The organism is Plantactinospora veratri, from assembly GCF_036421995.1.
Taxonomy (GTDB): Bacteria; Actinomycetota; Actinomycetes; order Mycobacteriales; family Micromonosporaceae; genus Plantactinospora; species Plantactinospora veratri.
Window position 1 is genome coordinate 214632 of record NZ_JAZGQL010000006.1, and the last position, 26540, is coordinate 241171.

Genomic DNA, 26540 nt, shown 5'->3' on the forward strand with positions numbered 1-26540 from the left:
GTCCGCCGGTGGCGCCGGGTGGGAACGGCACGGTACGGCGGCAGTGGCGGGACAGTGACCGCGTGGGCGCGGTGTGGCAGAGGGGAGCGGCTCGGTGACGCTGACCATCGGAGTCGACGTCGGAGGTACCAAGGTGGCCGCCGGGGTCGTCGACGTCGACGGCAGGGTGCGGGCGCGGACACGCCGGGACACCCCCGCCGAGGACGTGGCCAGGACCCGGGACGTGATCGTCGAGGTGGTCAAGGAGCTGGCGGCCGAGCACGAGGTCGAGGCGGTGGGGATCGGCGCTGCCGGCTGGATCGACGCCGACCGGTCCACGGTGCTGTTCGCCCCGAACATCGCCTGGCGGGACGAACCGCTGCGCGACTTCGTCGGCAATGCCGTCGGGCTGCCGGTGATCGTGGAGAACGACGCCAACGTCGCCGCCTGGGCCGAGTTCCGGCACGGGGCCGCCCGGGACGCCGACGACTCGATGGTGCTCTTCACCATCGGTACCGGGGTGGGCGGCGGCATCGTGCTCGGCGGGGAGCTGCTGCGCGGCGCGCACGGCATCGCCGCCGAACTCGGGCACATGCTCTCGGTGCCGGACGGCCACCTCTGCGGCTGCGGCCGGCTCGGCTGCATCGAGCAGTACGCCAGCGGCAACGCCCTGGTCCGGTTCGCCCGGGCCGGAGCGCGGCAGGAGCCGGGCCGGGCCACCGTACTGCTCGACCTGGCCGGCGGTGACGTCGACGCGATCAACGGCCCGATGGTGACCGCCGCCGCCCGCTCCGGCGACCCGGTCTCCAGCACCGCGTTCGCGCAGATCGGGCACTGGCTCGGCATCGGGCTGGCCGACATGGCGCAGATCCTCGACCCGCAGGTGCTGGTGGTCGGGGGTGGCGTGGTGGAGGCCGGTGACCTGCTGATGGGCCCGACCCGCCGCTCCTTCACGGACGCTCTCGCCGCGCGTGCCAAGATTCCGGTGGCCGAGATCCGCCCCGCCGAGCTGGGCAACTCGGCCGGCATGGTCGGCGCCGCCGACCTGGCCCGGCGTCGCTAGCCCGGCGCGGGGCGGGAAGGAACGGACGAGCAAGGGGTACGGCGTGGGTCAGCAGCAGCAGTCCGTCGGTGCGGAGGCGGCACCGGTGCGCCTTCGGGTGCTCTCCTACAACGTGCACGGCCAGCGGGACGACACCGACGCGCTGGCCGGGGCGGTCCGGGCGTTGCAGCCGGACGTGGTGATCGTGCAGGAGGCGCCGCGCCGGTTCCGCTGGCGGCACAAGTCCGCCGCCCTGGCCGACCGGCTCGGTCTGGTGGTCGCGGGCGGCGGCCTGCCGGCCCTGGGGAACCTGCTGTTGACGAGCCTCCGGGTCCGGGTCTACCAGACCTGGTGCCGGCAGTTTCCGCTCACGCCGGGGCGGCACATGCGCGGCGCGGTCTTCGCCGAGTGCGGGGTCGGGGCTGCCCGGTTCACCCTGGCCGGCTCGCACCTCTCCACCGACCCGACCGAGCGCCCCGGTCAGGCGTACCTCTTCAAGCAGGAGCTGGCCGCGACGCGGTTGCCGGTGGTGGTCGGGGCTGACCTGAACGAGAACTCGGGCGGCGGCGCCTGGCGTACGGTGGCCGACGGGCTGACCGACGCGGCCGTGGTGGCCGGCGGCGAGTCCCGGTTCACGTTCCCGTGCCGGCAGCCGCGCGACCGGATCGACGCGCTCTTCGTCGACCCCCGGATCAGCGTGCTCGGCTACGACGTGGTGGACACCGAGCAGACCCGGCGGGCCAGCGACCACTTCCCGATCCGCGCCGACCTGCTGTTGCCGGCGGCCGGCTGAATCGCCGTGGCGCGGCGACGTCGACCGATCACGCGGAGCCGCGCAGTACCAGTCTGGTGGGGAGGATCAGGGAGGCGGTCTCCCGCCCCGCGATGAGTTCGATGAGCACCCGGGTCATCTCCTTGCCCAGGGACTGGATCGACTGATGGACCGTGCTCAGCGGTGGGTCGGTCCGTTCGGCGATTCCCAGGTTGTCGAAGCCCACGACCGCCACGTCCGCCGGTACGGACCGACCTCTCTCGCTCAGCACCCGCATGGCCCCGGCCGCCATGTTGTCGCTGCCGGCGAAGACGGCGTCGAGATCCGGGTGGTCGTCGAGCAGCCTTGTCATCGCCGCGGCGCCGCTGCCCTCGGTGAAGTCACCCTCCGCCATGCCGTACGGGGTCAGACCCGCCATGATCAACGCCTCGCGATAGCCGCGGTAGCGGGCCGTGCCGACTTCGGTGCCCAGTTCGCCCGTGATGGTGACGATGCGGGTTCGGCCGAGGCTGATGAGGTGCTCGGTAGCGAGTCGCGCCCCACCGAGGTTGTCGGAGTCGACGAACCACTGCGGCTTGAAGTGCAGCGGTCGACCGCCGTACACGGCCGGCAGGCCGGCTCGGCGCACGATGTGGGTCAGCGGGTCGTCTCCGCGCAGCGCCATCAACATGATGCCGTCGACGCCGCGCGTGTTGAGCAGGTTCGTGAGCCGTGACCGGCCCCGGCCGGGGCTGGCCAGGCACAACAGCAGGTGCAGGTCGGTGTCCTCGAGTGCCGAGGAGACACCGACGATGACCTGACCGAAGAACGGATCGGCGAACAACTCGGGGTCGTCGTGGGAGATGGCGAGGGCGACGATTCCGGTCTGCCGGGTGGCCAGGGCGCGAGCGGTGCGGTTGGGCCGGTACCCCAGTTCCTTGATGGCCCGCTCGACGGCGTCGCGGGTGGCGCGACTGACGTGCGGCGCCTTGTTGAGGACCCGGGACGCCGCAGAGCGGGACACCCCGGCGCGCGCGGCCACCTCGTCGAGCGTGGGCTGGCGCCGAGTCTCCATCTTGATGCCGCGTCCTTCCGGCCGAACGTCGGGACAGGCCGGCGACGGGGCACCCGGCGTGGCTCGATCGGCGCCAACCTCCGTACCGGCGGTGCTGACCTCGCCGCTAGATGGTATCGGCCTCCGGCGGCCAAGGTCGACACGACTGGAAGCGCTTCCAGTTTCGACCATCAGAGGGCGACGCACCGAAGCCGATGCCGTGGAGCAACCTTGACTTTTACTCGCTCGATCCCCACCATTAAATCGATGTTAATGGATAGGATCTCCCGGAAGCGCTTCCAGTATCGCCCACACCTCGGCCCGTAGGAGTGCGCCAGCGCCTCGACGCCGCCCCCACAGGGAGCCGGCCCGCAGCGCGGTGGTCAGGCCGGTGGAGGTCGATCGGTCAGCTTCGGGATCCGGACGTCCGCGCCGCGGCGCCTCCCTCGCCGGTCGCCCGCGAGCGACGTCCGGGCACCCAGCACCAGTTCATGTCGATGCACGTCCCAACGCTCTAGGAGACTCGCGATGAGACGACCCGCCCGTCCGTTGCTCGCGCTGGCAAGCGCGCTGGCAGTGGCGGTCCCGACGATCCTGTTCGGCTCGTCGGCCGCCCACGCCGACCCGGTCAGCCAGACCAGCGGCTTCTACGTCAATCCCAACTCCAGCCCCGCGACGTGGGCCGCCGCCAACTCCGGCGACGGACGCGCCAGCGCGATCAGGACCGAGATCGCCCAGAAACCGATGGCCTCCTGGTTCGGCAACTGGAGTGGCGACATCGGCGCCGCGGTCGGCAACTACGTCGGCGCCGCGGACGCCGTCGACAAACTCCCCCTGCTCGTGGCCTACAACCTGCCCGGCAGAGACGCCTGCGGCGGACACTCCGGTGGTGGTGCCGGCAGCGTCGCCGCCTACGACGCATGGATCTCGGCCTTCGCCGGCGCCATCGGCAACCGGCCCGCCGTCGTGGTCCTCGAACCGGACTCCCTCGGCGACTTCAACTGCATGAGCCAGGCACAGATCAACGACCGCGTCGGCATGCTCAGCCGGGCCGCCAACCAGTTCCGGTCCAAGGCGCCCAACACGTGGGCCTACCTCGACGCGGGCAACCCCGGCTGGGTCGCCGCGCAGACGATGGCACAACGCCTGAACATGGCCGGCGTTGCCAACGCCCACGGCTTCGCGCTCAACGTATCCAACTACTTCACCACCGGTGAGAACACCAACTACGGCAACTCGGTCGCCTCCACGCTGCGGAACAACTTCGGCTACACCAAGCCCTTCGTGATCGACACCAGCCGCAACGGCAACGGGTCCAACGGTGAGTGGTGCAACCCGGCCGGCCGCAGGATCGGCACACCGACCCAGCTCGGTGGCGGCGCCGAGATGCTGCTGTGGCTCAAGACGCCGGGCGAGTCCGACGGCAACTGCGGGGTCGGCGGCGGCTCCAGCGCCGGGCAGTTCCTGCCCGAGGTGGCCTACAGGATGATCTTCGGGTACTGAGCTGGGTGACGCTCGACGATCACCGGGCGAACCGGTTCGCCGGTGGTGTGCGGACAAAGCGACACCGCGCCTCCCGCAAGAGGAGACACCGCGCCTCCCGCAAGAGGAACGGACGGCACGATCCACCGAAACTCTTGCGGGAGGCGGCGCGGGTCGACCGCCGCCGACCAGCCGCAGCTCGTGCGGACCCGTACCCCGATTAGCGCAGAACGGTGCGCGTTGGGCTGGACAAGGGCGACGGCAGCCGAGAGGATTCCCCCGCACGTCGGCACTCGTGCCGGACAAAAGGAGATTTCTCGGTGTCCACCTTCAGCGACCAGGAGAGCAACGACCCGGCCGCGACCCTCTGGCGGGACGGACGACCGGTCTACGACCGGGGCGGCACCGTCTGCGTGATCGGCGCCGGGGCCAGCGGCCTCACCGCGACCAAGAACCTGAAGGAGTACGGCTTCGGCGTCGACTGTTACGAACGGGAGACCGGCGTCGGCGGGGCCTGGAACTGGCGGCACGACCGCAGTCCGGTCTACGCCAGCACCCACCTCATCTCGTCCCGCCCCCTGACCGAATACCCCGACTTCCCGATGCCGGACAGTTGGCCGGACTATCCGCACCACAGCCAGCTACTGTCCTATCTGGAGCGTTACGCCGACCACTTCGACCTGCGGCCGCACATCTGGTTCGGCACCGAGGTGGTCCGGGTCGAGCCGGCCGACGGGGAGCGCTGGGACGTCACCACCCGCAGCACCGGCGGCTACGGCGCCGAGCGCACCTCCCGGTACGCGGCCGTGGTGGTGGCCAACGGGCACAACTGGGCGCCGAAGATGCCGGCCTACGAAGGGCTGGACGAGTTCCGGGGCAAGGTGATCCACGCGTCGGCGTACAAGGACGCCACCCAGATACGCGGCAAGCGGGTACTCGTGGTCGGTGCCGGCAACACCGGCTGCGACATCGCGGTCGAGGCCGGTCAGCAGGCGGCGAAGTGCTGGCACTCCACCCGGCGCGGCTACTGGTACGCCCCGAAGTACGCCTTCGGTCGCCCGGCCGACCAGGTCAACGACTCCCTCGCCCCGTACCGGCTGCCGCTGCGGCTGCGGCAGTGGCTCTTCCACCGGGTGCTGAAGCTGACCGTGGGCGACCTGACCCGGTTCGGCCTGCCCCGCCCCGACCACCGGGTCTTCGAGACCCACCCGATCGTCAACAGCCACCTCGTCTACCAGCTCGGGCACGGATCGATCACCCCGGTGCCGGACGTCGGACGGTTCCGCCGCAACAGCGTCACCCTGGTCGACGGGCGGGAGATCGAGCCGGACCTGGTGGTCTTCGCCACCGGCTACCTCCCGCGCTTCGAGTTCCTCGCACCGGAGCTGCTCGGCACCGACGCGTCGGGCCGACCGGCCCTCTACCTCAACGCCTTCCCCCGGCGGCACCCGACGTTGGCCGTGGCCGGCCTGCTCCAGCCGGATTCCGGCCTGCTGCCGCTGGTGCACTGGCAGGCCGTGCTGATCGCCCGCTGGCTGCGGCTGCGCGAGGCGGCGCCGGAACGGGCCCGCTCCTTCGCCGCCCGGGTCGACGCCGAGGCCGGCAACCGGTGGCACTCCGCCCAGGTGAAGGAGAGCACCCGGCACTGGTTCGAGATCGGGCACATCGACTATCTGCGCGTGTTGCAGCGCACCCTGGACGAGCTGGAGGTGGCGGCGTGAAGACCCGGGTCGTACGGGTGCGGGACTGGACCCGCCCGGTGCCGGCGGTGTTCCGGGAGGTGCGCGCCGCCACGCCGGAGGCGCCGGAGGGCAAGCCGCCGCTGCTCTTCGTACCCGGGTTCGGGCACGGGGCGTGGGCGTTCGCCGAGCACTGGCTCGAACACGCGGCGTCGCGGGCGTTTCCGGCGCACGCGGTCAGCCTGCGCGGGCACGGCGGCAGCGGCCCGGCGCCGAAGGCGACGCTGCGGGCGTACGCGCACGACGTGGTCCAGGTGGCGACGAGCCTGGACCGGCGGGCGGTGCTGGTCGGGCACGGTGCCGGCGCGCTCGTGGTGGCACACGCGCTGGCCCGCTATCCGGCCCGGGCCGGCGTGCTGGTCGCGCCGGTCTTCGGCGGCTGGGGCACGCTCGGCACCGCGCTGCTGCGCAACCCCGCCGGTACGCTGCCGGCGGTCTTCGGCGGGCGGCTGCGGCTGCACCACCGCCAGCTGTTCAGCCGGGAGCTGCCGGACGCGGCGGCCCGGGAGTACGCCGCCCGGCTCGGCCGGGCCTCCGCCCGGGCGCAGTGGCAACTGCTCCGGCAGCGGCCGGTCGAGCCGGCGGTGGGCAACCCACCGATGCTGGTGGTCGGCAGCCCGGACGACCGGGTGGTGCCGCCGTCGGCGCTGACCCGGACGGCCGGCCGGTACGGCGTCGCCCCGCTGCTCTTTCCGGGCATGGGGCACGACATGATGCTGGACGCCCGGTGGCGGGAGCCGATCGACGCGATCCTCGACTGGCTGGACAAAGACCCCGCCGCCTAACCATCCACCCCGACGCACCGCATGATCCGGTAGCGTTCGGCACGCTCTGGCGAGCGGAACGCTACCGGATCATGACTCGCCTCGCTCGGCCGGTTAGTTGGTGGTGAGTTGTTGGGCGAGGCTGCCGCTCTGGTCCAGCGCGGTCAGGTAGGACCGGGCCCACGCCTGGATGTCGTTGACCCGGAGCTGCGCGCGCATCGCGGTCATCCTGGCCGTCAGGTCGGCCGGGATGGCCTGGAGCGCGTGCATCAGGGTCAGCTTGAGTCCCTCCAGGTCGTGCGGGTTGACCAGGAACGCCTCCGGGAACTCGGCGGCGGCACCGGCGAACTCGCTGAGCAGCAGCGCGCCGCCGTTGTCGACCCGGGCCGCGACATATTCCTTGGCGACCAGGTTCATCCCGTCCCGCAGCGGGGTCACCGCCATGATGTCGGCGGCCCGGTAGAGCGCGGCGAGTTCCGCCCGGTCGAAGGGCTGGGTGAGGTAGTGGATCGCCGGCTCGCCGACCCGGCCGAACTCGCCATTGATCCGGCCGACCTCGCGCTCGACCCGGTCGCGGAGGATCTGGTACTGCTCGACCCGCTCCCGACTCGGCACCGCCACCTGCACCATCACCGTGTCCCGCACCTTGACGTGCCCGGTGGCGAGCAGCTCGCTGTAGGCCTTCAACCGCTGCTCGATGCCCTTGGTGTAGTCCATCCGGTCGACGCTGAGCAGCACGTGCTGCGGGTCGCCGAGGTCCCGCCGGATCCGGGCGGCCCGGGTGACCACGTCCGGGCGCCCCGCCAGCGCTTCCATCTCGGCCATGTCGATGGAGACCGGGAACGCGCCGATCCGCACCACCCGGTCGTCCACGGCAATCCGCCGGTCGGTGGCGGCCAGCCCGAGCACCTTCGTCGCGAGTTGGGCGAAGTTGTGTGCCGCCTGCGGGCGCTGGAAGCCGACCAGGTCGGCGCCGAGCAGCCCGAGCAGCAGCTCGGAGCGGCGGGGGAGCTGCATGAACAGCTCCGGCGGCGGGAACGGCACGTGCATGAAGAAGCCGATCCGCAGGTCCGGGCGGATCGCCCGGAGCAGGCCGGGCACGAGTTGCAGGTGGTAGTCCTGCACCCAGACCACGGCGCCCGGCTCGGCCGCCTCCGCCGCCGCCTCGGCGAACCGCTGGTTGACCCGTTGGTACGCCTCCCACCAGCGGCGGTGGTAGACCGGCTGCTCCACCGCGTCGTGGTAGAGCGGCCAGAGCGTCGAGTTCGCGAAGCCCTCGTAGTGGTCCCGTACGTCGTTGCCGGCCAGTGGGACGGTGTGCATGCGTACCCGGTCGATGTCGGCGATCATCGGGGCGGGACCGGTGCCGCCGGCCCAGCCCACCCAGGTCGCCGGGGTGTGTTGGAGTAGGGGATGCAGGGCGCTGACCAGCCCGCCGGGGCTGCGGCGCCATTCACAGGCGCCGTCCGGCGCCACGCTGTCGTCGACGGGCAGCCGGTTGGCCACCACCACGAGGGAACTCTGTCGCAATCGGGCACCTCGTTCCGGGCGAGGCGACCACCGCGAATAGGAGCGATCGGGGTAGTCGTGAGGGGAAGGTAACTTACAGCAGTATTCCTACTGACGCGAAATTACGCGAGTGTTACGCCTTGCCTCCACGTGGTGATGAATCTCGCGATTTGGACGGCGAGGGTCAGACCACCGCTCCGTCGTCGGGGTCGTCGTCCTCCTCGTTGCCTGGCCGCAGCCGCCAGATCAGCGTCACGAAACCGCCGAGGATGCCGGCGAAGCCGAGCACGGTGACCAGGCCCCGGTCGATCGGGAGCAGGTGCGGGAAGAGGAAGAGCACGAAGCCGGTGACGATGGCGAGCACCCCGACGACGGCGTACTTCGAGAGTCGGGGCAGCGGCGGTGGCGGCGGCGGGACGTACCGTTCGTCCTGGTCGTCGGGAAGGTCGGCACCGAAGGTGTCCAGCCCGTCGAGCAGCGAGGGGTCGTCGGCCCGGCCGCCGACCGATATTCCGGAGATCTCGGTGGCCGACGGCAGCCGGCGTACGCCCTGGTCGGGCGGCCCGGACAGCTCCGTCCCCGGACGGCTGGTCGCGGTCCCGGTGGCCCGTTCCGTCGTCTCGCCGACCGCGACGTCCTCGGCGGCGGGCCAGGATCGGGAGTCCGCCGCGACCTCGGTGTGGTAGCCGGCGACGATCCGGGCCCACTCCGCCTCCACGTCGGGGTCCCGATCGGGATCGGGGCGCGGCGCGGGGGGCTGGCTCGGGGTCTCCTCGTCGGCGAGCTGGCTCAGGTAGTCCTTGGCGGTGGCCAGGAAGCTGCGGTCGACATAGAGCCGGTCCACCGGCCGGGACGGCACGGTGGTGGTCCGGGTCACCGGATTGAGATCGGCGGAGGGTTGCAGGTAGGCGGCGATGCCGCCCGCCGCCAGCACGTCGAGCAGATGCTCGCCAAGCCGCGGGTCCACGTCGCCGGCGACGGCGTACTCCGTCGCCTCCAGCCCGTTGTCCCGCCGTCCCCGGCGGGCGCCACCCGCTGACACCCCGACACCCTCCCTACCGGCCTGTGGCGCCCGGCCGTGTTGCCGACCGCCGGCTGCGCCGCATCTGCCGTGCAATGAATCGTGACACGGCGGGCACGGGTTGCGGGAGTGCGTTGTGGCGCGGCGTACCCGCTTCGTAGGCTTCTTGCCGACAGTTCCCGCCCGCGGCCGTCGACGGCGCCATCACGCGTACCCGTGCGTCGTGCCCGGTCGGCGGTCGACGTGGGGACGCGCGGGACGCTCGGGAAGGACACTGGTGCTGTACGGGCTGATGAAGTACGTCATCCTCGGGCCCTGGCTGAAGTTGATCTTCCGGCCGCAGGTCGAGGGGAGGGAGAACGTCCCCGAGTCCGGCCCGGCGATCATCGCCAGCAACCACCTGTCGTTCTCCGATTCGATCTTCATGCCACTGATGGTCAAGCGAAAAGTGACCTTCGTGGCGAAGGCCGAATACTTCACCGGCAAGGGGCTCAAGGGCGCTCTGGTGCGGATGTTCTTCGTGGGTACCGGCACGATCCCGGTCGACCGCTCCGGCGGGCGGGCCGCGCAGGCCGCGCTGGACACCCAACTCGAGGTGCTGCGGGCCGGCAACCTCGCCGGGATCTACCCGGAGGGCACCCGCTCGCCGGACGGCCGGCTCTATCGCGGCAAGACCGGGGTGGCCCGGCTCGCCCTGGAGAGCGGCGCCCCGGTCGTGCCGGTGGTGATGCTGAACGCCGACGAGATCCAGCCGCCCGGGAAGCTGCTGCCGAAGATCAAGCGAGTCAAGATCAGGTTCGGTCGACCGCTGGACTTCTCCCGGTACGCCGGCATGTCCGGCGACCGTTTCGTCGAGCGGGCGATCACCGACGAAATCATGTACGAGCTGATGGAACTCTCCGGCCGGGAGTACGTCGACATCTACGCCCAGAAGATCAAGAACCAGCAACTCAAGGCGGCGGCCGGCAAGGTGACCGCCGAGCCGCCCGCCGACTCGCTGGCCGCCTGAGACCCCGCGACGGCTGCCCGGAACTCCGCCGGCTGCCCGGAGCCTACGGCCGGTCCGTGGTCTGACGGCCGGTCCGTGGTCTGACGGCCGGTCCGTGGTTCGACGGCCGGTCCGGGGGAGCGGGCCGCCGTCCCGGCGGTGTGGCGCCAGCTCAGGAGGCGAGCACCGGGGTACTGGCACCGGGGGCGGGCGGCGCCTGGCCGAGCCGGAGCAGCCCCGGCACCCGGTTGCGCAGCGCGAAGGCGCGTACCTCGGCCAGCGCCACCTCGGCGGCGGAGTCGTCGCCGGCCAGCGCCAGTTCACCGGCGGCCAGGGCCAGTCCGAGCATCCGGTCGGTGACGTCCGGGATCTGGCCGTAGCTCTCCGCCGCCGCGAGATAGAGCTGCCCGGCCCGGGCGTGGTCGCCGTCCGTGCCGGCCAGTGCCGCCGTCACGGTACGCACCGCCGCCTCCACCCAGAGCGTCGAGTGGGTGACCGCGTCCAGCATGCCGCGGACGCAGACCGCCGATTCCCGGCCGGTGAGCGCGGCGGCGTACGAGGCGGCCGGGATCCACTCCCCGCTGGCCAGGGCCGGCACCTTGGCCCACGAGTCGGCCAGCTCGTCGAGCAGCTCCGCCGCCGCACCGGTACGCCCCTGCAGGGCCCGGCACAGCGCGCCCAGGCCCAGCATGTTCCAGTGCAGCCGGTGGAAGCCGCTGCGCCGGGCGGTCTCCAGGGCGTCCGTCACGTCGTCCACCTCGTCCGGGGTGGCCACCCCGGCGCGGCCGGCGGGCGTCGCCCCCGGCACCGGCTCGGCACGCAGCACCCGCAGGTACGCCCGCATGCCCCGGACCTGCATGTCCCAGCGACCGGCCGCGGTGTCCACGAAACCGTCGGCGACGGTCAGCAGCCGCCCGATGTCGCCCTCGTAGTACGCCCGCACCGCCTCCGCCGAGCCGCCGGTGGAGAGCGCCTCGGCCTGGGCCAGTGCCGAGTAGGACGCCACCAGCTCGTCGGCGCGGATCCAGTCGCCCTCCTCCCGCATCACGTGCGAGAGGTTGCGTACCACCCGGGGCAGCACGACGAGCTGGGAGTCCTGACAGAACCGCAGGATCGTGTGCAGCTCGTCCAGCCCGGCCCGGTCACCGGACTGGTAGCGGGCGGTCGCCACGGTGATCCGGGCGTCGGTCTGGGTCTCGACCAGGCCGAGGCGTTCGGCGATGTCGGCCGCCGCGCCCGCCGCCGCCACCGCCGGGTCGCGCTCGTAGTTCAGCATGTGCAGCCGGCCCAGCTCGGCGTAGGCGTCCGCCTTCTGCGCGGTGTCCGGCAGCGCGTCGAACAGCTCGACCGCGTGGTCCAGGCAGGACAGTGCCTCGGCGCGGTCGGCCCGCAGCCAGGCCGCCTTGCCGAGCAGTGTCCAGGCCCGGGCCGCGCCGCCCGGCTCGTCGTGCGCGGAGAGCCGGTCGGCCAGCACGTGCAACTGGTCGGTGCCGCCGCCGGCCAGGAAGGCGGTGCCGTCGCGGAAGTACGAGATCTCGGTGAGCAGCAGCTCCAGTTGCAGCCGGCCGACCGGATCGCTGTCGTCGGCCAGCCCGAGTGCCCGGCCGGCGTGGTTGGCCGCCGCGTCGAGCGCGTGCAGCGCGTACGCCCGGCGGGCCGCCCGGTGCAGCGCCTCCCGGGCCGGCGGAGCGTACCGCTCGGTGTCCACCCCGAGGGTGTGCGCGATCTCGTGCGCCGCCCAGCGGTGGTGGGCCAGCACCTCGGCCAGGTCGGTGTCCCGGCCCCGGGACATGCCGTCCAGCCAGTCCGCCGTCCGGTCGTGCCGGGCGACCCGCTCGGTCCTGGGCAGCCGCTGGTAGCAGACGTCCCGGACCAGTACGTGCCGGAACCGGAACTCCGGCTGCCCGGCCATCGTCGACGTCGCCTGCTCGTGCACGAAGTCCCGCTGCTCCAGCCGGCGCAGCGCCCGCTCCACCGACTCGACCGGCTGGCCGAGCGCGGCCGCCACCGCGCCCGGCCAGAACTGCATCCCCACCACCGAGGCGGCCAGCAGCACCATCCGGTCCGGGCCGTCCAGCAGGTCCACCCGGTTGGCGATCACCGAGTGCACGCTCTCCGGCATCGCCAGGTCCTGCTGCTTCTCCAGCGACCAGCCCCGGCCGGACTGGCGCAGCGCACCCTGCTCGATGAGCATCCGGACGTACTCGTGGGCGTAGAGCGGGTTGCCGTCGGCCACCTCGACCAGCGGGCTGAGCATGTCGGTGGAGAAGGCCGCCTGGCCGAAGATGTGCCCGTAGAGCGAGGCGATGCCGGTGTCCCGCAACGGCGGCAGGGTCACCGTCATCGAGCCGGTGATGGTGCCGGCCCAGCTCGGCTCCCGGTTGACCAGTTCGGGGCGGGCGGTGCAGAGCAGCAGCAGCGGCACGTTCTGGGCGTAGGCACCGAGCAGCTCGACGAAGTTCAGCATCGCCTCGTCGGCCCAGTGCAGGTCCTCGAAGACGAGTACGGTCGGCTGGCGGGCGGCGAGCGCGACCAGGAAGCGCCGCCACGCCGACTCGGACTCCTCGGCCGGCAGGGTCGGTCCGGGCAGCCCGACCACCGGGCGCAGCGCGTCCATCAGCCGGTCCGCCGCACCCGGCCCGACCAGTTCCACCAGCGCCGACTCCAGCCGCCGGGTGGCGGTCGGCGCCGGATCGGTGTCCAGGATCCCGGCCTCGGCCTTGACGATGTCGGCCAGCGCGGCGAACGTGACGTTCTCGCCGAACGGCGGGCAGCGGCCGACCCGCCAGGTCAACGGCTCGTCGGTCAGCCGCTCGGTGTGCCGGAACAGCTCCCGGATCAGCCGGCTCTTGCCGATGCCGGCGTGCCCGAGCACCGTCACCATCTGCGGCAGGCGGTCCCGGATCGACCGGTGCAGTGCGTTGACCAGCAGCCCCAGCTCGTGTTCCCGGTCGATCAGCGGGGTGGTGTCCGGCTCCCGGTCCGGCGGCTGCCGGTCCACCGGGGCGAGCGCCAGCCACACCTCGGTCGGCGAGGAGCGGCCGCGCAGGGTCACCGGCGCCTGCTCGGAGTAGCGGATCGCGTCCCGGGTCAGCGCGTACGTGGTGCCGCAGACCAGTACCCCGCCGGGCGGTGCCACCGACTGCATCCGGGATGCCGTGTTCACCACGTCACCGGCCACGATGGCCTGTCCGCCGTCCCGGGCGGCGGCCACGTCGACCAGTGCCTCGCCGGTCGCCACCCCGACCCGGAACCGCAGGTGGTCCGCGCCGGTGGGGGTGAACCGGGTCAGCACCCGCTGCAACTCCAGACCCGCGCGTACGCAGCGCAGCGGGTCGGTCTCGGTCGCCACCGGCGCCCCGAACAACGCCATCACGGCGTCGCCGATGTACTTCTCCACCACCCCGCCGTACTGCCCGATGACCCGGCGGGCCGCCGAGAAGAAGGCGGTCTGCATGCCCCGGACCAGTTCCGGGTCGGCCCGTTCGACGTACGGGGTGAAGTCGATGAGGTCCACGAAGAGCACGCTGACCCGCCGCCGGTCCTCCTGCGGCATCACCGCCGGTCGGCCGGGCTGGGCGGGCCGGGGCTTGCCGCAGGCCGTGCAGAACGCGGCATCCGCGGCCAGTGGCTGGTCGCAGTGCGGACAGGCCGGAGTCAGCTCGGTGCCGCAGCCGCCGCAGTAACGGTCGCCAGCGGCACCGATCCGGCCGCATCTGGTGCAGGTAGCGGAGATGCCGTCCTCCTACGGTGTCGAAGGGACGTGCCGTCCACCGGGATGGCCTCGCCCGGCCGTGACCGGCGGCTCCGCCGAGCCGCCAGCGGTGGTGTGGGAGAGGTTCGCCACCGCCGAGTATCAGCGCCCGGCCCGGTGTCGGGAACCGGGCTGTTAGCTAGCGGACAGTCCCACCCATAGTGATCCAAGATACAGTCATTGGCGCCTACCGATCGACGATTTATCAGGGGAGATGGGGAATGGTGTACGTCCGACTGGAGAAGGAATGGACCGATGGCGAAGGGAACGGCCACTCCTCAGGGGACATGATCGACGTTGACGCCGCCACCCTGGCGAAGCTCCAGGCCGCCGGGATCGTCGGCGGGGAGACTCCCGACTGGCCGGGGGCGACCCGCGGTGGCGGCCGGGAGACGACCAACTGGCCCGGGGCGACCTGATCGTCGCGGCGCCCAGCACTGACCGGGCGTTCCGGAAACCGTTGTCGGTCTTCCGGAACGCCCGCAGTCGTTTCCGGACCGGACCACCGCGCCGGTACCGTCGACCGGCGCCGTCGGTCCGGAGTCGACGGTGACCGGACACTCTCGACGGTGGCGCCGACGTCGGAGGCGCCAGACGGTCGTGCCGACGTCGGGACGCGCTCGACGCGTACCAAGGGGGTGCGACACCCCCGACGGGCGCCGCGCTGGCCGATCGCTCGGTGTGGACCGGTCGGCGGACGGGTCAGCGCTCGGCCATGCCGGCGCGACGGCGCAGCGCCGCCACGTCGGTCACCACGATCCGCCGGCCCTCGGTGCGCAGCCAGCCCCGGCTGGCGAACGACCCGATGGCCTGGTTGACGCTCTGCCGCGAACCGCCGGCCATCTCGGCCAGTTGGCTCTGGTTCAGCTCGATGGTGATCATCGGGGCCTGGCTCTCGCCGGCCAACCGGACCAGCGTCTTGGCGACCCGCCCGGGCAGGTCGAGGAAGACATGGTCGGCGTTCTGCTCGGTCAGCCGGCGGATCAGCCCGCCCAGCGACCGCATCACCGCGTCGAGGATGCGCGGGTTGGAGTGCACCAGCTCCATGAACGCGCCACGGGACAGCGCCAGCGCGGTGCAGTCCTCGATGGCCTCGGCGGACGCCGACCGGGTGGAGGCGTCCAGCAGGGACACCTCGCCGAGTACGTCCGGCGGGCGGATGACGTTGAGCACCGCGCGCTCGCCGGTCGGGGCGGTGCGGAACACCGCGACCGCTCCCCGGCGCAGGACGATCAGGGACTCGCCGGGATCGTTCTCGACGAAGAGCAGCTGCCCCTTGCGGTAGGTGCGCGGCACCGCCGCGGCGATCACCCGTTGACGCACCTCTGGCTCAAGGCCGGCGAACATGTCGACGCCGGTGAGGGCGTCGCCCGGCTCAGGCAGGCGAACCTCCACGGCTCAACCCCTCCCCGGTAAATAACCCAGTTCTGCTCTCGGGCGACCCGCAACCGACCGAAGAAGCAAGGTGAAACTGATACCGGTAGGGTCCGGTAGCGGTACACATCAGATCATGACGGTCGTGTCGCTTGCTGTACACCCCTGAAATCACTTCTGTGACAGTTCTGCCGCTGACCAGGGGGCATTCTGACATCAGATCCGCCACTGGGTGGGGACCGTACGGGGGCGTGGCGGATACGTGGGGGCGCGGGGAGCCGCGACCGGCCGGAGGGTGAGCCAAGTCCCGCTGGCCGGCCGCGGCGGACCCGGGTACGACCGGCGTGGGGGCGCCGGCCGGACCGAGAGGGAAGGCGTGGTGATCCGGCGGTACTCGCCGATCACCACGCCGACCGCCCCGAGTCGTACCCCGAGCGGGTAGTCCGGCGCCGAATGGTGGAATTTCCACCCCCGATTCCCGTACGGCGGGATGGATGGGCGAGGATGGCGGCGATGGTCTACCGCTATTTCTACGACTGCGAGTTCATCGAGGACGGCCGGCTCGTCGACCTCGTCTCAATCGGTGTCGTCGACGAGTACGGTCGCGAGTTCTACGCGGTCTCCACCGAGTTCGACGACTCCCGGGCCGTGCCGTGGGTACGCCGGCACGTGCTGGACAAGCTGCCCTCGCCGGGCGACGGGGCGTGGCGCTCCCGCGAGCGGATCCGGGACGATCTCTACGAGTTCCTGATGGAGCCGGTCCGGGACCGCCCGGGGGAGAAGCTGGAGCTCTGGGCCTGGTACGCGGCGTACGACCACGTGGCGCTCGCCCAGCTCTGGGGGGCCATGCCGGCGCTGCCCCGGGAGATCCCCCGGTTCACCAAGGAGCTGCGCCAGCGCTGGGAGGACCGGGGCAGCCCGCCGCTGCCGGACGCCGCCTCGGACCGGCACGACGCCCTGGTCGACGCCCGGCACAATCTTGCCCGCTGGCAGGCGATGCACGCCCGGCCGGGGCGTTCCTGAGCGCGGCTCGTGACCGTTTCGACCCGTACCGCCCCGGGCCTGCCCCGGTGACCGGTTCGGCCTCTGGACGGTGTCCGGGGCGCGGTGGTCCGCCCCCGAGCGGGCGACTACAGTGCGCAATGACGGCCCGCCCCGGGCCGGCAACGACGCCGACGGTCTCACCCGACTTTCACCCTGGGGCTTGACGGGCTCATTCGAAGCTCCTGGAGGAGAAGCAGATCATGCGTATCGGCGTGCTCACCGGTGGTGGTGACTGCCCGGGTCTGAACGCGGTGATCCGAGCGGTGGTGCGTAAGGGCGTCGCCAGCTACGACCACGAATTCGTCGGGTTCCGGGACGGCTGGCGCGGCCCGCTGGAGGGGCTGACCAAGCCGCTCGGCATCGCGGAGGTGCGGGGCATCCTGCCGCGCGGTGGCACCATCCTCGGCTCCTCCCGGACCAACCCGTTCAAGATCGAGGGCGGGGTCGAGCAGATCAAGACCAACCTCGCGCAGCAGGGCGTGGACGCCCTGGTGGCGATCGGCGGCGAGGACACCCTCGGCGTCGCCACCAAGCTGCACGAGCTGGGCGTCCAGGTCGTCGGCGTGCCGAAGACGATCGACAACGACCTCGGCGCCACCGACTACACCTTCGGCTTCGACACCGCGGTCAACATCGCGATGGAGGCGATCGACCGGCTGCACACCACCGCCGAGAGCCACCACCGCACCCTGGTCGTCGAGGTGATGGGCCGGCACGCCGGCTGGATCGCCCTGCACGCCGGCCTGGCCGGCGGGGCGAACGTGATCCTGCTGCCCGAGCGGCAGTTCGACGTCGACCAGGTCGCGACCTACGTCGAGAAGCGCTTCCAGAAGCAGTACGCCCCGATCGTGGTGGTCGCCGAGGGCGCCCAGCCGCTCGACGGCCAGATGGTGCTGCACAACCAGGAACTGGACGCCTTCGGGCACGTCCGGCTGGGCGGCATCGGGCAGTGGCTCGCCGGGCAGTTGGAGGCGAAGACCGGCAAGGAGGCCCGGACCGTCGTACTCGGGCACATCCAGCGCGGCGGCACCCCGACCGCGTTCGACCGGGTGCTCGCCACCCGGCTCGGCCTGCAGGCGATCGACGCGGTCCACGAGGGCGACTGGGGCAAGATGGTCGCCATGCAGGGCACGGACATCGTCCGGGTACCGCTGGCCGAGGCGACCCGCGAGCTGAAGACGGTGCCGCTGGACCGCTACACCGAGGCCGAGGTCTTCTTCGGCAGCTGACGACCTGCGGTGCCGGGTGTGACCCGCCGCACCGGCTCGGAGAGGTCGGAACCGACCCTCCGCCGGCTGCGGCGGCCACCCGGGACCCGGGCGGTCACCCCGTCAGCGACGGCTTGACGGCTTCCACCCGAGGAGGAGCGATGGCGCCGGGAGCGCACACCGTTGCCGTGATCGGCACCGGCAAGATCGGTGAACTGATGCTCTCCGGGCTGCTCCGCGCGGGCTGGCCGGTGGACCGGCTGCTGGCGACCACCCGGCGGCAGGGGCGCGCCGAGGAGATCGCCACCCGGTACGGCGTACGGGTGGTGGACAACCTGACCGCGGTCGCCGAGGCGGACGTCCTCGCGGTGTCGGTCAAGCCGCAGGACGCCGACGCGCTGCTCGACGAGATCGGCCCGAAGGTACCCGCCGACAAGCTGGTGATCTCGCTCTGCGCGGGGTTGCCGACGAACTTCTTCGCCCGGCGGCTGTCGGAGGGCACCCCGGTGATCCGGGTGATGACCAACACACCGGCCCTGGTCGACCAGGCGATGACCGCGATCTCCGCCGGGGTGCACGCCACCGCCGGGCACCTGGAACTCGCCGAGGAGATGTTCCGGCCGCTGGGGGCGACCATCCGGGTGCCGGAGTCGCAGCAGGACGCGGTGACCGCGCTCTCCGGTTCCGGCCCCGCCTACTTCTACCTGCTGGTCGAGGCGATGGTCGACGCCGGCATCCTGCTCGGGCTGCCCCGCCAGGTGGCGCACGAGCTGATCGTGCAGACCGCCATCGGCTCGGCGGTGATGCTGCGCGACTCCGGCGAACACCCGGTGAAGCTGCGCGAGGCGGTCACCTCGCCCGCCGGTACCACCATCTCGGCCATCCGCGAGCTGGAGAACCACGGCGTACGCGCGGCGCTGCTGGCCGCGCTGGAGGCGGCCCGGGACCGGGCGCGGGAGATCGCCGCGCAGAACGACTGACCGGGGCGTCCGGTCCGGTCGGGCCCCGGGTGGCCCATACTGTGCCCGTGTTCACCCTTGCCCAGGCACGTCACCTGATCGTGACGCTGCGCCCCCGGATCGACGAGTTGATCGTGCTCCGCGCCGACCTGGCCGAGCTGCGGGCCGACCTGACCGACCGGGGAGCGAGCCCGCTCGGTGGGCTGGCCGAGGTGAAGGGCCTGGAGGCGCGGATCTTCGGCATCCTGGAGGAGCTGACCGGGCACGACATCCAGGTCAAGGGCTTCGCTCCGGTGTTGCTCGACTTCCCCGGCGAGCGGGACGGCCGGCCGGTGCTCTGGTGCTGGCTGGAGGGGGACAGCGACCTGCGGTGGTACCACCGGGTGGAGTGCGGCTTCTCAGGCCGGCGCCCCGTCTGAGCCGACCGGCCCGGCCCGGACGCCGGGGTTCCGGCCGGCGGCGGGGACCGGGATCACCGCCGGCCGGTCGGCGACGGCGTAGACGACCAGGTTGTCCCGGTAGTGCCGGGTGGACCGGTCGAAGGCCCCGGCACAGGTGATCAGCCGCAGTTCCGGGCCGGGGGTGGGACGGTAGACGGCGTCGGTCGGAAAGGCGTCCTTGGCGTGCCGGCCGGCCCCGCTCACCCGGAACCCGAGCCACCGGCCGCCGCGACGTACCTCGATCCGGTCGCCCGGGCGCAGTTCCGACAGCCGGGCGAAGACCGCCGGGCCGGTGGCCGAGTCGACGTGCCCGGCGAGTACCGCCGGCCCGACGTCCCCGGGCGCGGTGCCGCCGGCGTACCAGCCGGCCTCGGCGAAGTCGCGGGGGGCGCCGAGCCGGCCGGACCGGTCCAGCCGGAGCCGGGTCAGGGCCGCGTCGACCCGGATCCGCGGGATGCGTACCCGGGTCGGCGCGCCGCCGGTGGCCCGGTCGGTGGCGCCGGCCGGGTTGTCGGGGCAGCCTTCCGGGCACGTTGTCGATGCGACGGGCGGCGGCGCGACCGGTCCCGGCGGCGGGACGAGGACCGGTGCCGGGACCGGGTTTGCGACCGGGACCGGTGCCGGTGCCGGTGCCGCGTCGCCGGCCGCCGCGATGCCGAGGCTCACCCCGAGGATCCCGCAGAGCAGCAGGTCGACGGCGCCCGGCGCGTTCCGGCCGGCCGTCACGGGTGCCGGCGGCGCCGGGCGGCGGACCTCGCAACCGCCACCACGACGACCGCACCGAGCGCGCCGACCGAAGCCAGCCCCAGCCGGTACGCCGGCCCGCCCGGCCCGGCCGTCCCACCGGCCCCGGCGTCCACCCCGCCGTCCGGCACCACCACCCCGCCCCGCGCGTCGACGCGCAGCTCGGTGGTCAACCCGCCCGCCTCCGCGTCGAGCACCAGCAGCGAGTAGACCGTCCCGTTCCGCAGCGACACGTCGGCCGTGGTCGCCTTCGCCCCGGTCGCCGACACCCGCAGCTTCGACCGCCCCGGCTCGACCTGGTGGTACGGCGTGGTGGTGGCGAAGGGTACGGCGTCGGCGATGCTCGGCCCGGCGGCCACCGTGACGTCGACCACCGGTGCCCGTACCGACGCCTGCACCACGCGAACCTTCGCCCGGCCGTCGGCGGGTGCGCTCAGGTCGTCGTCGAGCACCTTCAGCCCCAGCTCGGCGTAGCGGCCGACACCGGCGACCGTGTACGCCCCGCCGGGCTTCACCGACACGCCCGTGGTGAGTACCGGCGGGTCGCCACTCGGCGCGCCGGCCCGACGCATCGCCACGGCGTACGGGCCGGTCGGCAGCGGCAGGTACGGCGACAGCACGCCGTACCCGACCGCCTTGAAAACCTGCGGTTCGGTCGTGCCGTCGGCCGGTCCGAGGTAGACGTCGACGGCCGGGGTGTCCGGCGACAGGTGGGCCAGCCGGACGTATCCGACCGGTGCCGTGGCACCGGCCGGGCCGGCGACCACAGTGGACACGCCGAGGCCGAGGCCGAGGGCGGCGGCCGCGGCGGCGATGCGCCATCCGGGCCGGACAGGACGTTCGAGGTGCTCCATTTCTCGCCTCCCTGGGATGTGCCGGCACGGTATCGGCGCCACCACCCGGAATGTCGCACCCACGGTCCGTCACACGCGGTCCGTCGCCCACGGTCCGTCCCACCCCCGGTCCGTTCGATCGGGAGGGTGGGTCGCGGGCGGGCGTCTCAGCTCAACCCGTCACCCGCCAGGCGCGGACGATGGTCTGTTCGACCCGGTTGCCGTCCCGGTCGACGGCGCTCACCCGGACGGTGCCGAACCGCGCCCCGGCGGGGGCGGCCGGCAGCGTCGCCACCACCTCCCGGCCGCCCCGGGCGGGCGCGTCCCGCCAGTGCGCCCCGTCGTCGTAGGAGACCGCGACCCGGACCGTGAACCGGCCCGGTCCGGTCGCACCGGGCTGGTAGCCGGGGCGCAGCACCAGCCGGTACGGCCGGTGGGCCCGGACGGTGTTGGTCAGGTCGGTCCCGATGTCGTAGCCGAGCTGCGGCAGCGGCAGCACCGCCGGCCGGGAGCCGCGCGGCCGCCCGGAACGGAACGTCCAGGTCGTCGACGTGGCGGTGGAGGTGGTCCACCAGGGACGTTCCGGGAACGAGTCCCGGGCGACGTCGAGGCGGAGCTGGTACCGCCCGGTGCCGGCCGGCACGGTGAACTGGGCGGAGGAGGTACTGCTGCGGCCGACGACCTTGCCGTCCCGGGTCAGGGTCAGCTCGCTGCGGTCGGAGCGGCCGTCGACCCAGCCGTACGCGGTTGCCGTGCCGTCCGCGTACTGCGGGACCGCGACCCGGATGGCGTCGTACGCCCGGTTCACCGGCAGCCCGTACGCGTGGTCCGGGGTCACCGTCGCCGGCACGGCGGGCCGGGTCAGGGCCGGGAACCACACCTGCTGGACCCGTTCGCCGGCCCGGTACGTCCGCAGCGGCCCCCAGAGCTGCCCCTGCGGGTTGCCGACCTGGTACGCCTCCAGGATTCCGCTGCTCCGCCACGCGACGCCCCGGGTGCTGACGTGGTCGGTACGCCGGTGTGCGGCGGTGACGGTCCGGCTGAATCCGAAGCCGGTCGACACCCCGTCCGGATAGCCGGCCCGGGTCTCCCGGGCCAGCATCTCGGGTGCGTGCTGGTGGAACTCGGACTCCACCGTGGCCAGTGCGAGATCGCCGGCCCGGTAGTGCAGGTCCGCCGGCACCCGCCCCCGTTCCGGCAGCAGCAGGTCGTAGCGGTACGGCGACCGGGCGACGGCGTCCAGCGCGAGCGTCGCCGGCCCGGAGGCCAGCCGTGCCCGGAGCCGCTGCGCCACGTCCGCGTCCACCCGGTACGCCGGCACCGGCGAGCCGTACCCGTTGGCCTCGTGGTAGCCCGGCGTCGGCCCGGCCAGCAGGACGGCCCGTGCACCGGCCGCGCCGGCCGCCCGCAGTTGTGCGACGCCGGGATCCTCCGCGTCGCCCCGGTCGAGCCGGACGAGTACCACCGCGTCCCGGGCTCCGGCCCGAGCCAGCTCGGCGGGGGTGCCGTCGCCGCCGTCGACCAGCCGGGCGCTGCTGCGGCCGTCCAGCAGGGGTGCGCCGTCGACCGGCCGGGGTTCCGGCACCGGGAAGCCGTCCGGGCCGCTCACCGTGGCGGTGAGCGCCGGTGCGGCCAGGTCCCACCGGCTGAAGAACTGGAAGGTACCGGTGGAGACCGGCCGGGTCGGTGCCGCGTACATCCGGCGGATGGTGTTCAGGTTGAACGACTCGCCGGAGAGGAGCGAGGCGGCGGACGTACCGCGCTGCCAGACCAGCGCGGCCTGTGCGGCGGTGGTCCGGTCCGGGGTGTCGACGCGGATCTCCCGGCCGCTGCGGGCGTCCTGGCGCAGGGTCCGGTCCGCCTCGACGGTCAGTTCCGGCTCGGCGAGCAGCGTGGCGTCCTTCGGGAAGCCGGACGCCGCCATGGTGAAGACCCAGGTCGCCACGGCGTAGCGGCCGGCCGGCAGCTCGACGGTGGCGGGTTGCCCGCCGCCGAAGTGGGCCCAGTGTTCCTCGCCGGTGTCCAGATCGAACAGTTGGGAGCGGGTGAAGAAGTCGGTGGGGGCCCGGCCGTCCCGGTCCACCGCGTGGATCGTCAGCCGGCGGGTCGGCGGGACGACGTGGAACCCGACCGGGGTACGCAGTTCGCTGCCGCCGCCCCGGGCGGTCAGCACTCCGGCGTACCGGTTCGGGGCGGTACGGGTCGGGTCGAGCCGGACGACCGCGCTGGCCCGCCCGCCGGCCGGCACGGTGAGCCGGGCCGGCGAGATGCCGAGTACCGCCCGCCGCTGGTCGGCTCCGAGGTCGTGGGCCTCGACGTCCAGGGTGAGGGTCACCGGCCGGCGACCGGAGTTCGTGAAGCCGACGGTGGCGCTCCGGGCCGGCGTACCGGCCGGGACCCGGCCGAGGGCGAGCGTCGCGGCGTCGACGGTGACCGGCTGTGCCAGGGCTTCGGCGACGTCGACCCGGCCGGCGCCCTGGGCCCAGACCGGGGTGTCCCGGGTCTCGGTGGCGCTGCCGACCAGGGCCGCCTTGAGCCGGTCGGCCCGCCAGTCCGGGTGCCGCTGGGCGAGCAGCGCCGCCGCACCGGCGACGTGCGGGGCGGCCATCGAGGTGCCGGACATCGAGGTGTGGCCGGCGTCGACCACCTCGCCGAGGCTGGTGCCGGCGGCGCGGGCCGCGACGATACCGACCCCGGGGGCGGTGATCTCCGGCTTGATCGCGCCGTCGCCGAGTCGTGGGCCCCGGCTGGAGAAGTCCGCGATCCGGTCCCGGTCGTCGACCGCGCCGACCGTCAGCGCCCGGTCGGCGGTGCCCGGGGTGGTGACCGTCTGCCGGCCGGGTCCGGCGTTGCCGGCGCTGACCACGAAGAGCGCGCCGGAGCTGGCCGAGAGCGCGTCGAGCGCCTCGGTGACCGGGTCCGGCCCCTCGCCGGCCGGGCCGCCGAGGCTGAGGTTGACCACCCGGGCGCCCTGGCGGACCGCCCACTCCATGCCGGCGATCACCCAGGAGAGGTCCCCGGACCCGTGGTCGTCGAGCACCTTGCCGATCAGCAGTCGGGCGCCGGGTGCGACTCCCTTGCCGCCCGGCCCGGTGTCGTCGCGACCCGGGCCGCCGGGGCGCCGGTCGCCGGTACGACCGGTGGTGGTGCCGGCGCCGGCGATGGTGGCGGCGACGTGGGTGCCGTGCCCGACCCGGTCGGTGGGGTCGGGGGTACCGGTGAAGCTGGCCGCCGCGCTGACCCGGCCGGCGAGGTCGGGATGGGTCGGGTCGTAGCCGCTGTCCAGGACGGCGACCTTCACGCCCCGGCCGTCGTACCCGGACTGCCAGGCCCGGGGCGCACCGATCTGCGGCACGCTCTCGGCCAGGTCGGCCCGGACCCGTCGGTCGAGCCAGAGCTTGCCGAACCCGCTCGCCAGCGCGCTGGCCGTCGCCGGGCCGGCCTTCGCCCGGTCGCCGGGCCGGGTGTGCTGGCCGGTGACGGCCGACCAGAAGTCGGCGGCCCGGGACTTCTCCGCGCCCACCGCGATCGCCCCGATGCTGGGCAGTTCGCGGTGCCGGGTCGCGCCGGCCGGGGTCGCCGGGGCGGCGGCCCGCAGCCCCGGGGCGGCGGGTGCACCGGTGAGCAGCAGCGGCAGGCGGGACCGGGCCGCGTCGGAGTAGCCCTCGGCCACCAGGTCGGTGACGTTGAACAGGGCCGGGTCGACCCGTCCGGCGGTGACCAGCGGGAGCGCCTCGTACGGCGTGACGTGCAGGTCTCCGTCCCGTTCGGAGAGTTGGAAGCCGAGCCCCGGTGGGCTGCCCCGGTCGTCGACCTCGGCGAACTGGCGACCGTCCGCGAAGGTGTGCAGCCGGACGACGTCCCCGGTGACCAGCGTGACGGTGTGCACCGCCGCCGGTCCGGAGGGGACCGCTGGCGCGACTGCGCCACCGTGCGGCGCGGCGGCGGCCGGCGGGGCCACGGCGGCCAGGATGGCGACGGTGACCGCGAGCGCGACAACCGTACGTGCTGGCTTGACCACGAAAGCTCCCTTGACGTGCTGCTAGATCATCGGGCAGCGTCACACTTCGTCACCATGCCGGTAAAGGATCCGCAGCGAGCGCAACTGCGCCATGACCTAGATGCGCCAGGAGGTTCGGCCGTGCTGAGGTTCGCCGGGCTGACCGCGGTGGAGGAGTCGGCCTATCTGGCGCTGATCCGGCAGGGCGGCGCCCGGCTGGTCGACCTCGCGGACCGGCTCGGCCTGTCGGAGACGCGGGTACGCCGGGCGGTCGGCGTACTCGAACGGGAGGGTTTCGTGCACCGCACCCCGCCGCCCGCCGAACGGGTCGTACCGGTGCCGCCCGATCTCGCCGTCGAGCAGCTGATCCGGCGCCGGTACGCGGAACTGGAACTCACCCGGGAGGCGGCGCACCGGCTCGCCGCCGAGGCGCGGGGGCGGGCGAGCAACCGGCGTACCGAGGAGCTGATCGAGATCGTCTCGGGGCGGGCCGCGGTCGGTCGGGCCTTCGAGCGGGTGCAGCGCAGTGCGCGGCAGGAGATGCGGGTGCTGGTGGCACCCCCGTACGCGATTCCGACCTCGGTGAACACCACCCAGCTCGACCGGGAGGCCGCCGGGGTGAGCTACCGGGCGGTGTACGACAGCAGCGCCCTGGACGACCCCGAGTTCGCGGCCAGCGTCGCCGCGCACATCCGCGCGGGTGAGCTGGCCCGGCTCGCCGTCGGGCTCCCCACCAAGCTGGCGGTCGCGGACCGCACCCTGGCGCTGCTGCCGTTGGCCTGGACCGCGTCGGCGCACGACGCGGCGCTGCTGGTGCACCCGTGCGGCCTGCTGGACGCCCTGGTGGCGCTCTTCGAGACGCTCTGGACCCAGGCGACACCGCTGTCGGCGGCCGGCCCTGAGCAGGTGCCGACGGCGGTCGGCATCTCCGCCGAGGACCGGCACCTGCTCTCGCTGCTGGTGGCGGGGCTGACCGACGAGGCGGCCGGCGCCCGGCTCGGGCTCAGTCGCCGGACCGTGGTACGCCGGGTGCAGGTGCTGATGCGGCGCACCAACTCCCGCTCCCGGCTACAGCTCGGCTGGCAGGCCCACGAGCACGGCTGGCTCTGACGCCCGGCGCCGCGACTGTTACCTCGGCAGGATCCGCTCGATGGCGGCGATGATCTCCGGCGACTCCGGTTCGACCTGGGGCGCGAACCGGGCGACCACGCTGCCGTCCGGGCCGACCAGGAACTTCTCGAAGTTCCACCGGATGTCGCCGGAGTGTCCCTCCGGGTCTGCGGCGTCGACCAGTGCGGCGTAGAGCGGGTGCCGGCCGGGTCCGTTCACGTCGATCTTCTCGGTCATCGGGAAGGTGGCCCCGAAGGTCGACCGGGCGAACTCCGCGATCTCGGCGGGGGTGCCCGGCTCCTGGTCGGCGAACTGGTTGCTGGGTACGCCGAGCACGGTGAGGCCACGGTCGGCGTACCTCCGGTGCAGGGTCTGGAGCCCGGCGTACTGCGGGGTCAGCCCGCACTTGGAGGCAAGGTTGACCACCAGCACGGCGTTGCCCCGGAACTGCTCCAGGCCGACGAACCCGTCGCCGGTCAGCGCTCCGATCTGGACGTCGAAGACGCTCACCGGATGCCTCCGCCACCGTGCGCCGTCCGACCAGTTCGCCGGTGGTCGCCGGGTTCCGGCCGCCGTGTCCGACTGACATCCACTTTCCGCTCGGTCATGGCCCAGAGGCTACCGGGCGGCGCTCTCGTCAGGATCGGCTTCCCCGCCACCGACCCGGCACCGCCCGCCGGGGCGGCGGGTAGATGGCGGCGCCGGTCGTGGCGCCGGTCGTGGCGGTGAAATCGAAACATGGACA

Annotated in this window: 21 protein-coding genes; 12 read left to right on the plus strand and 9 right to left on the minus strand. The window is 73.1% G+C overall.

What is annotated here, in order from left to right:
* Positions 1-94 precede the first annotated feature (94 nt).
* Both V1634_RS10380 and V1634_RS10385 read left to right on the plus strand, forming a co-directional pair.
* Positions 95-1042, plus strand: a complete 948-nt coding sequence (locus V1634_RS10380; RefSeq protein ID WP_331207541.1) for an ROK family glucokinase — start codon at positions 95-97, stop codon at positions 1040-1042.
* Between the two features lie 43 nt (positions 1043-1085).
* A complete protein-coding gene (locus tag V1634_RS10385) occupies positions 1086-1814 on the plus strand; it encodes an endonuclease/exonuclease/phosphatase family protein (RefSeq protein WP_331207542.1) in 729 nt (242 codons plus the stop codon).
* Between the two features lie 28 nt (positions 1815-1842).
* Here V1634_RS10385 and V1634_RS10390 read toward each other — a convergent pair whose 3' ends face one another.
* Positions 1843-3018: a LacI family DNA-binding transcriptional regulator gene (locus V1634_RS10390; protein ID WP_331207544.1), complete on the minus strand. Its 1176-nt coding sequence runs from the start codon at positions 3016-3018 to the stop codon at positions 1843-1845.
* A 336-nt stretch (positions 3019-3354) separates the two neighbouring features.
* On the opposite strand from V1634_RS10390, the gene V1634_RS10395 reads away from it, so the two are divergent.
* The 3 genes from V1634_RS10395 to V1634_RS10405 all read left to right on the plus strand — a co-directional run bounded on the left by V1634_RS10395 (position 3355) and on the right by V1634_RS10405 (position 6832).
* The gene (locus tag V1634_RS10395; RefSeq protein WP_331207545.1) at positions 3355-4329 is read left to right on the plus strand and encodes a glycoside hydrolase family 6 protein; all 975 of its coding nucleotides are present in this window, start codon (positions 3355-3357) and stop codon (positions 4327-4329) included.
* A 299-nt stretch (positions 4330-4628) separates the two neighbouring features.
* The gene (locus V1634_RS10400) at positions 4629-6029 is read left to right on the plus strand and encodes a flavin-containing monooxygenase (RefSeq protein WP_331207546.1); all 1401 of its coding nucleotides are present in this window, start codon (positions 4629-4631) and stop codon (positions 6027-6029) included.
* Positions 6026-6832: an alpha/beta hydrolase gene (locus tag V1634_RS10405; RefSeq protein ID WP_331207548.1), complete on the plus strand. Its 807-nt coding sequence runs from the start codon at positions 6026-6028 to the stop codon at positions 6830-6832. The genes V1634_RS10400 and V1634_RS10405 overlap by 4 nt, the downstream gene beginning before the upstream one ends.
* Before the next feature lie 93 nt (positions 6833-6925).
* Here the strand turns inward: V1634_RS10405 and V1634_RS10410 are convergent, their stop codons facing one another.
* Positions 6926-8341 (minus strand): alpha,alpha-trehalose-phosphate synthase (UDP-forming), encoded by a 1416-nt coding sequence (locus V1634_RS10410; RefSeq protein ID WP_331207549.1) that lies wholly within the window; start codon positions 8339-8341, stop codon positions 6926-6928.
* Between the two features lie 163 nt (positions 8342-8504).
* A complete protein-coding gene (locus V1634_RS10415) occupies positions 8505-9362 on the minus strand; it encodes a DUF308 domain-containing protein (protein ID WP_331207550.1) in 858 nt (285 codons plus the stop codon).
* A 256-nt stretch (positions 9363-9618) separates the two neighbouring features.
* Here V1634_RS10415 and V1634_RS10420 point away from each other — a divergent pair, with 256 nt between their 5' ends.
* Complete coding sequence (locus V1634_RS10420) at positions 9619-10350, plus strand: lysophospholipid acyltransferase family protein (protein ID WP_331207551.1); 732 nt, start codon at positions 9619-9621, stop codon at positions 10348-10350.
* Between the two features lie 151 nt (positions 10351-10501).
* Here V1634_RS10420 and V1634_RS10425 read toward each other — a convergent pair whose 3' ends face one another.
* The gene (locus tag V1634_RS10425; RefSeq protein ID WP_331207620.1) at positions 10502-14065 is read right to left on the minus strand and encodes an adenylate/guanylate cyclase domain-containing protein; all 3564 of its coding nucleotides are present in this window, start codon (positions 14063-14065) and stop codon (positions 10502-10504) included.
* 239 nt (positions 14066-14304) lie between these two features.
* On the opposite strand from V1634_RS10425, the gene V1634_RS10430 reads away from it, so the two are divergent.
* A complete protein-coding gene (locus tag V1634_RS10430) occupies positions 14305-14502 on the plus strand; it encodes a hypothetical protein (protein ID WP_331207552.1) in 198 nt (65 codons plus the stop codon).
* Positions 14503-14785: 283 nt separating this feature from the next.
* Here the strand turns inward: V1634_RS10430 and V1634_RS10435 are convergent, their stop codons facing one another.
* On the minus strand, positions 14786-15478 hold the full coding sequence (locus V1634_RS10435) for a Crp/Fnr family transcriptional regulator (protein WP_101367233.1): 693 nt from the start codon (positions 15476-15478) through the stop codon (positions 14786-14788).
* A gap of 492 nt (positions 15479-15970) precedes the next feature.
* Between V1634_RS10435 and V1634_RS10440 the strand changes: the two genes are divergently transcribed.
* The 4 genes from V1634_RS10440 to V1634_RS10455 all read left to right on the plus strand — a co-directional run bounded on the left by V1634_RS10440 (position 15971) and on the right by V1634_RS10455 (position 19087).
* Positions 15971-16480 carry a polyadenylate-specific 3'-exoribonuclease AS gene (locus V1634_RS10440; RefSeq protein ID WP_331207621.1) on the plus strand — a complete coding sequence of 170 codons (510 nt, stop codon included), beginning with the start codon at positions 15971-15973 and terminating at the stop codon, positions 16478-16480.
* Positions 16481-16701: 221 nt separating this feature from the next.
* On the plus strand, positions 16702-17730 hold the full coding sequence (locus tag V1634_RS10445) for a 6-phosphofructokinase (protein ID WP_107261528.1): 1029 nt from the start codon (positions 16702-16704) through the stop codon (positions 17728-17730).
* 140 nt (positions 17731-17870) lie between these two features.
* Positions 17871-18689: a pyrroline-5-carboxylate reductase gene (gene proC / locus V1634_RS10450; protein ID WP_331207553.1), complete on the plus strand. Its 819-nt coding sequence runs from the start codon at positions 17871-17873 to the stop codon at positions 18687-18689.
* 47 nt (positions 18690-18736) lie between these two features.
* Positions 18737-19087, plus strand: coding sequence for a DUF2203 domain-containing protein (locus tag V1634_RS10455; RefSeq protein ID WP_107261524.1), 351 nt, complete (start codon positions 18737-18739; stop codon positions 19085-19087).
* Here V1634_RS10455 and V1634_RS10460 read toward each other — a convergent pair.
* The 3 genes from V1634_RS10460 to V1634_RS10470 all read right to left on the minus strand — a co-directional run bounded on the left by V1634_RS10460 (position 19067) and on the right by V1634_RS10470 (position 24706).
* Positions 19067-19834, minus strand: coding sequence for a class F sortase (locus tag V1634_RS10460; protein WP_331207554.1), 768 nt, complete (start codon positions 19832-19834; stop codon positions 19067-19069). The genes V1634_RS10455 and V1634_RS10460 overlap by 21 nt on opposite strands.
* Positions 19831-20706 carry a DUF4397 domain-containing protein gene (locus V1634_RS10465; RefSeq protein WP_331207555.1) on the minus strand — a complete coding sequence of 292 codons (876 nt, stop codon included), beginning with the start codon at positions 20704-20706 and terminating at the stop codon, positions 19831-19833. The genes V1634_RS10460 and V1634_RS10465 overlap by 4 nt, the downstream gene beginning before the upstream one ends.
* 151 nt (positions 20707-20857) lie before the next feature.
* Positions 20858-24706 (minus strand): S8 family serine peptidase, encoded by a 3849-nt coding sequence (locus V1634_RS10470; RefSeq protein ID WP_331207556.1) that lies wholly within the window; start codon positions 24704-24706, stop codon positions 20858-20860.
* A gap of 120 nt (positions 24707-24826) precedes the next feature.
* On the opposite strand from V1634_RS10470, the gene V1634_RS10475 reads away from it, so the two are divergent.
* Entirely contained in the window at positions 24827-25795 is a 969-nt protein-coding gene (locus V1634_RS10475) for a TrmB family transcriptional regulator (protein WP_331207557.1), read from the plus strand.
* 18 nt (positions 25796-25813) lie between these two features.
* Here the strand turns inward: V1634_RS10475 and V1634_RS10480 are convergent, their stop codons facing one another.
* Positions 25814-26305, minus strand: a complete 492-nt coding sequence (locus V1634_RS10480; protein WP_331207558.1) for a glutathione peroxidase — start codon at positions 26303-26305, stop codon at positions 25814-25816.
* Positions 26306-26540: the final 235 nt, after the last annotated feature.

What these genes read in the sequence shown, in the direction of transcription:
- V1634_RS10465 (WP_331207555.1), bottom strand. Translation starts at nt 20,706, where the DNA reads ATGGAGCACCTCGAACGTCCTGTCCGGCCCGGATGGCGCATCGCCGCC.
- V1634_RS10440 (WP_331207621.1), top strand. Translation starts at nt 15,971, where the DNA reads ATGGTCTACCGCTATTTCTACGACTGCGAGTTCATCGAGGACGGCCGG.
- proC (WP_331207553.1), top strand. Translation starts at nt 17,871, where the DNA reads ATGGCGCCGGGAGCGCACACCGTTGCCGTGATCGGCACCGGCAAGATC.
- V1634_RS10395 (WP_331207545.1), top strand. Translation starts at nt 3,355, where the DNA reads ATGAGACGACCCGCCCGTCCGTTGCTCGCGCTGGCAAGCGCGCTGGCA.
- V1634_RS10390 (WP_331207544.1), bottom strand. Translation starts at nt 3,018, where the DNA reads ATGGTCGAAACTGGAAGCGCTTCCAGTCGTGTCGACCTTGGCCGCCGG.
- V1634_RS10430 (WP_331207552.1), top strand. Translation starts at nt 14,305, where the DNA reads ATGGTGTACGTCCGACTGGAGAAGGAATGGACCGATGGCGAAGGGAAC.
- V1634_RS10445 (WP_107261528.1), top strand. Translation starts at nt 16,702, where the DNA reads ATGCGTATCGGCGTGCTCACCGGTGGTGGTGACTGCCCGGGTCTGAAC.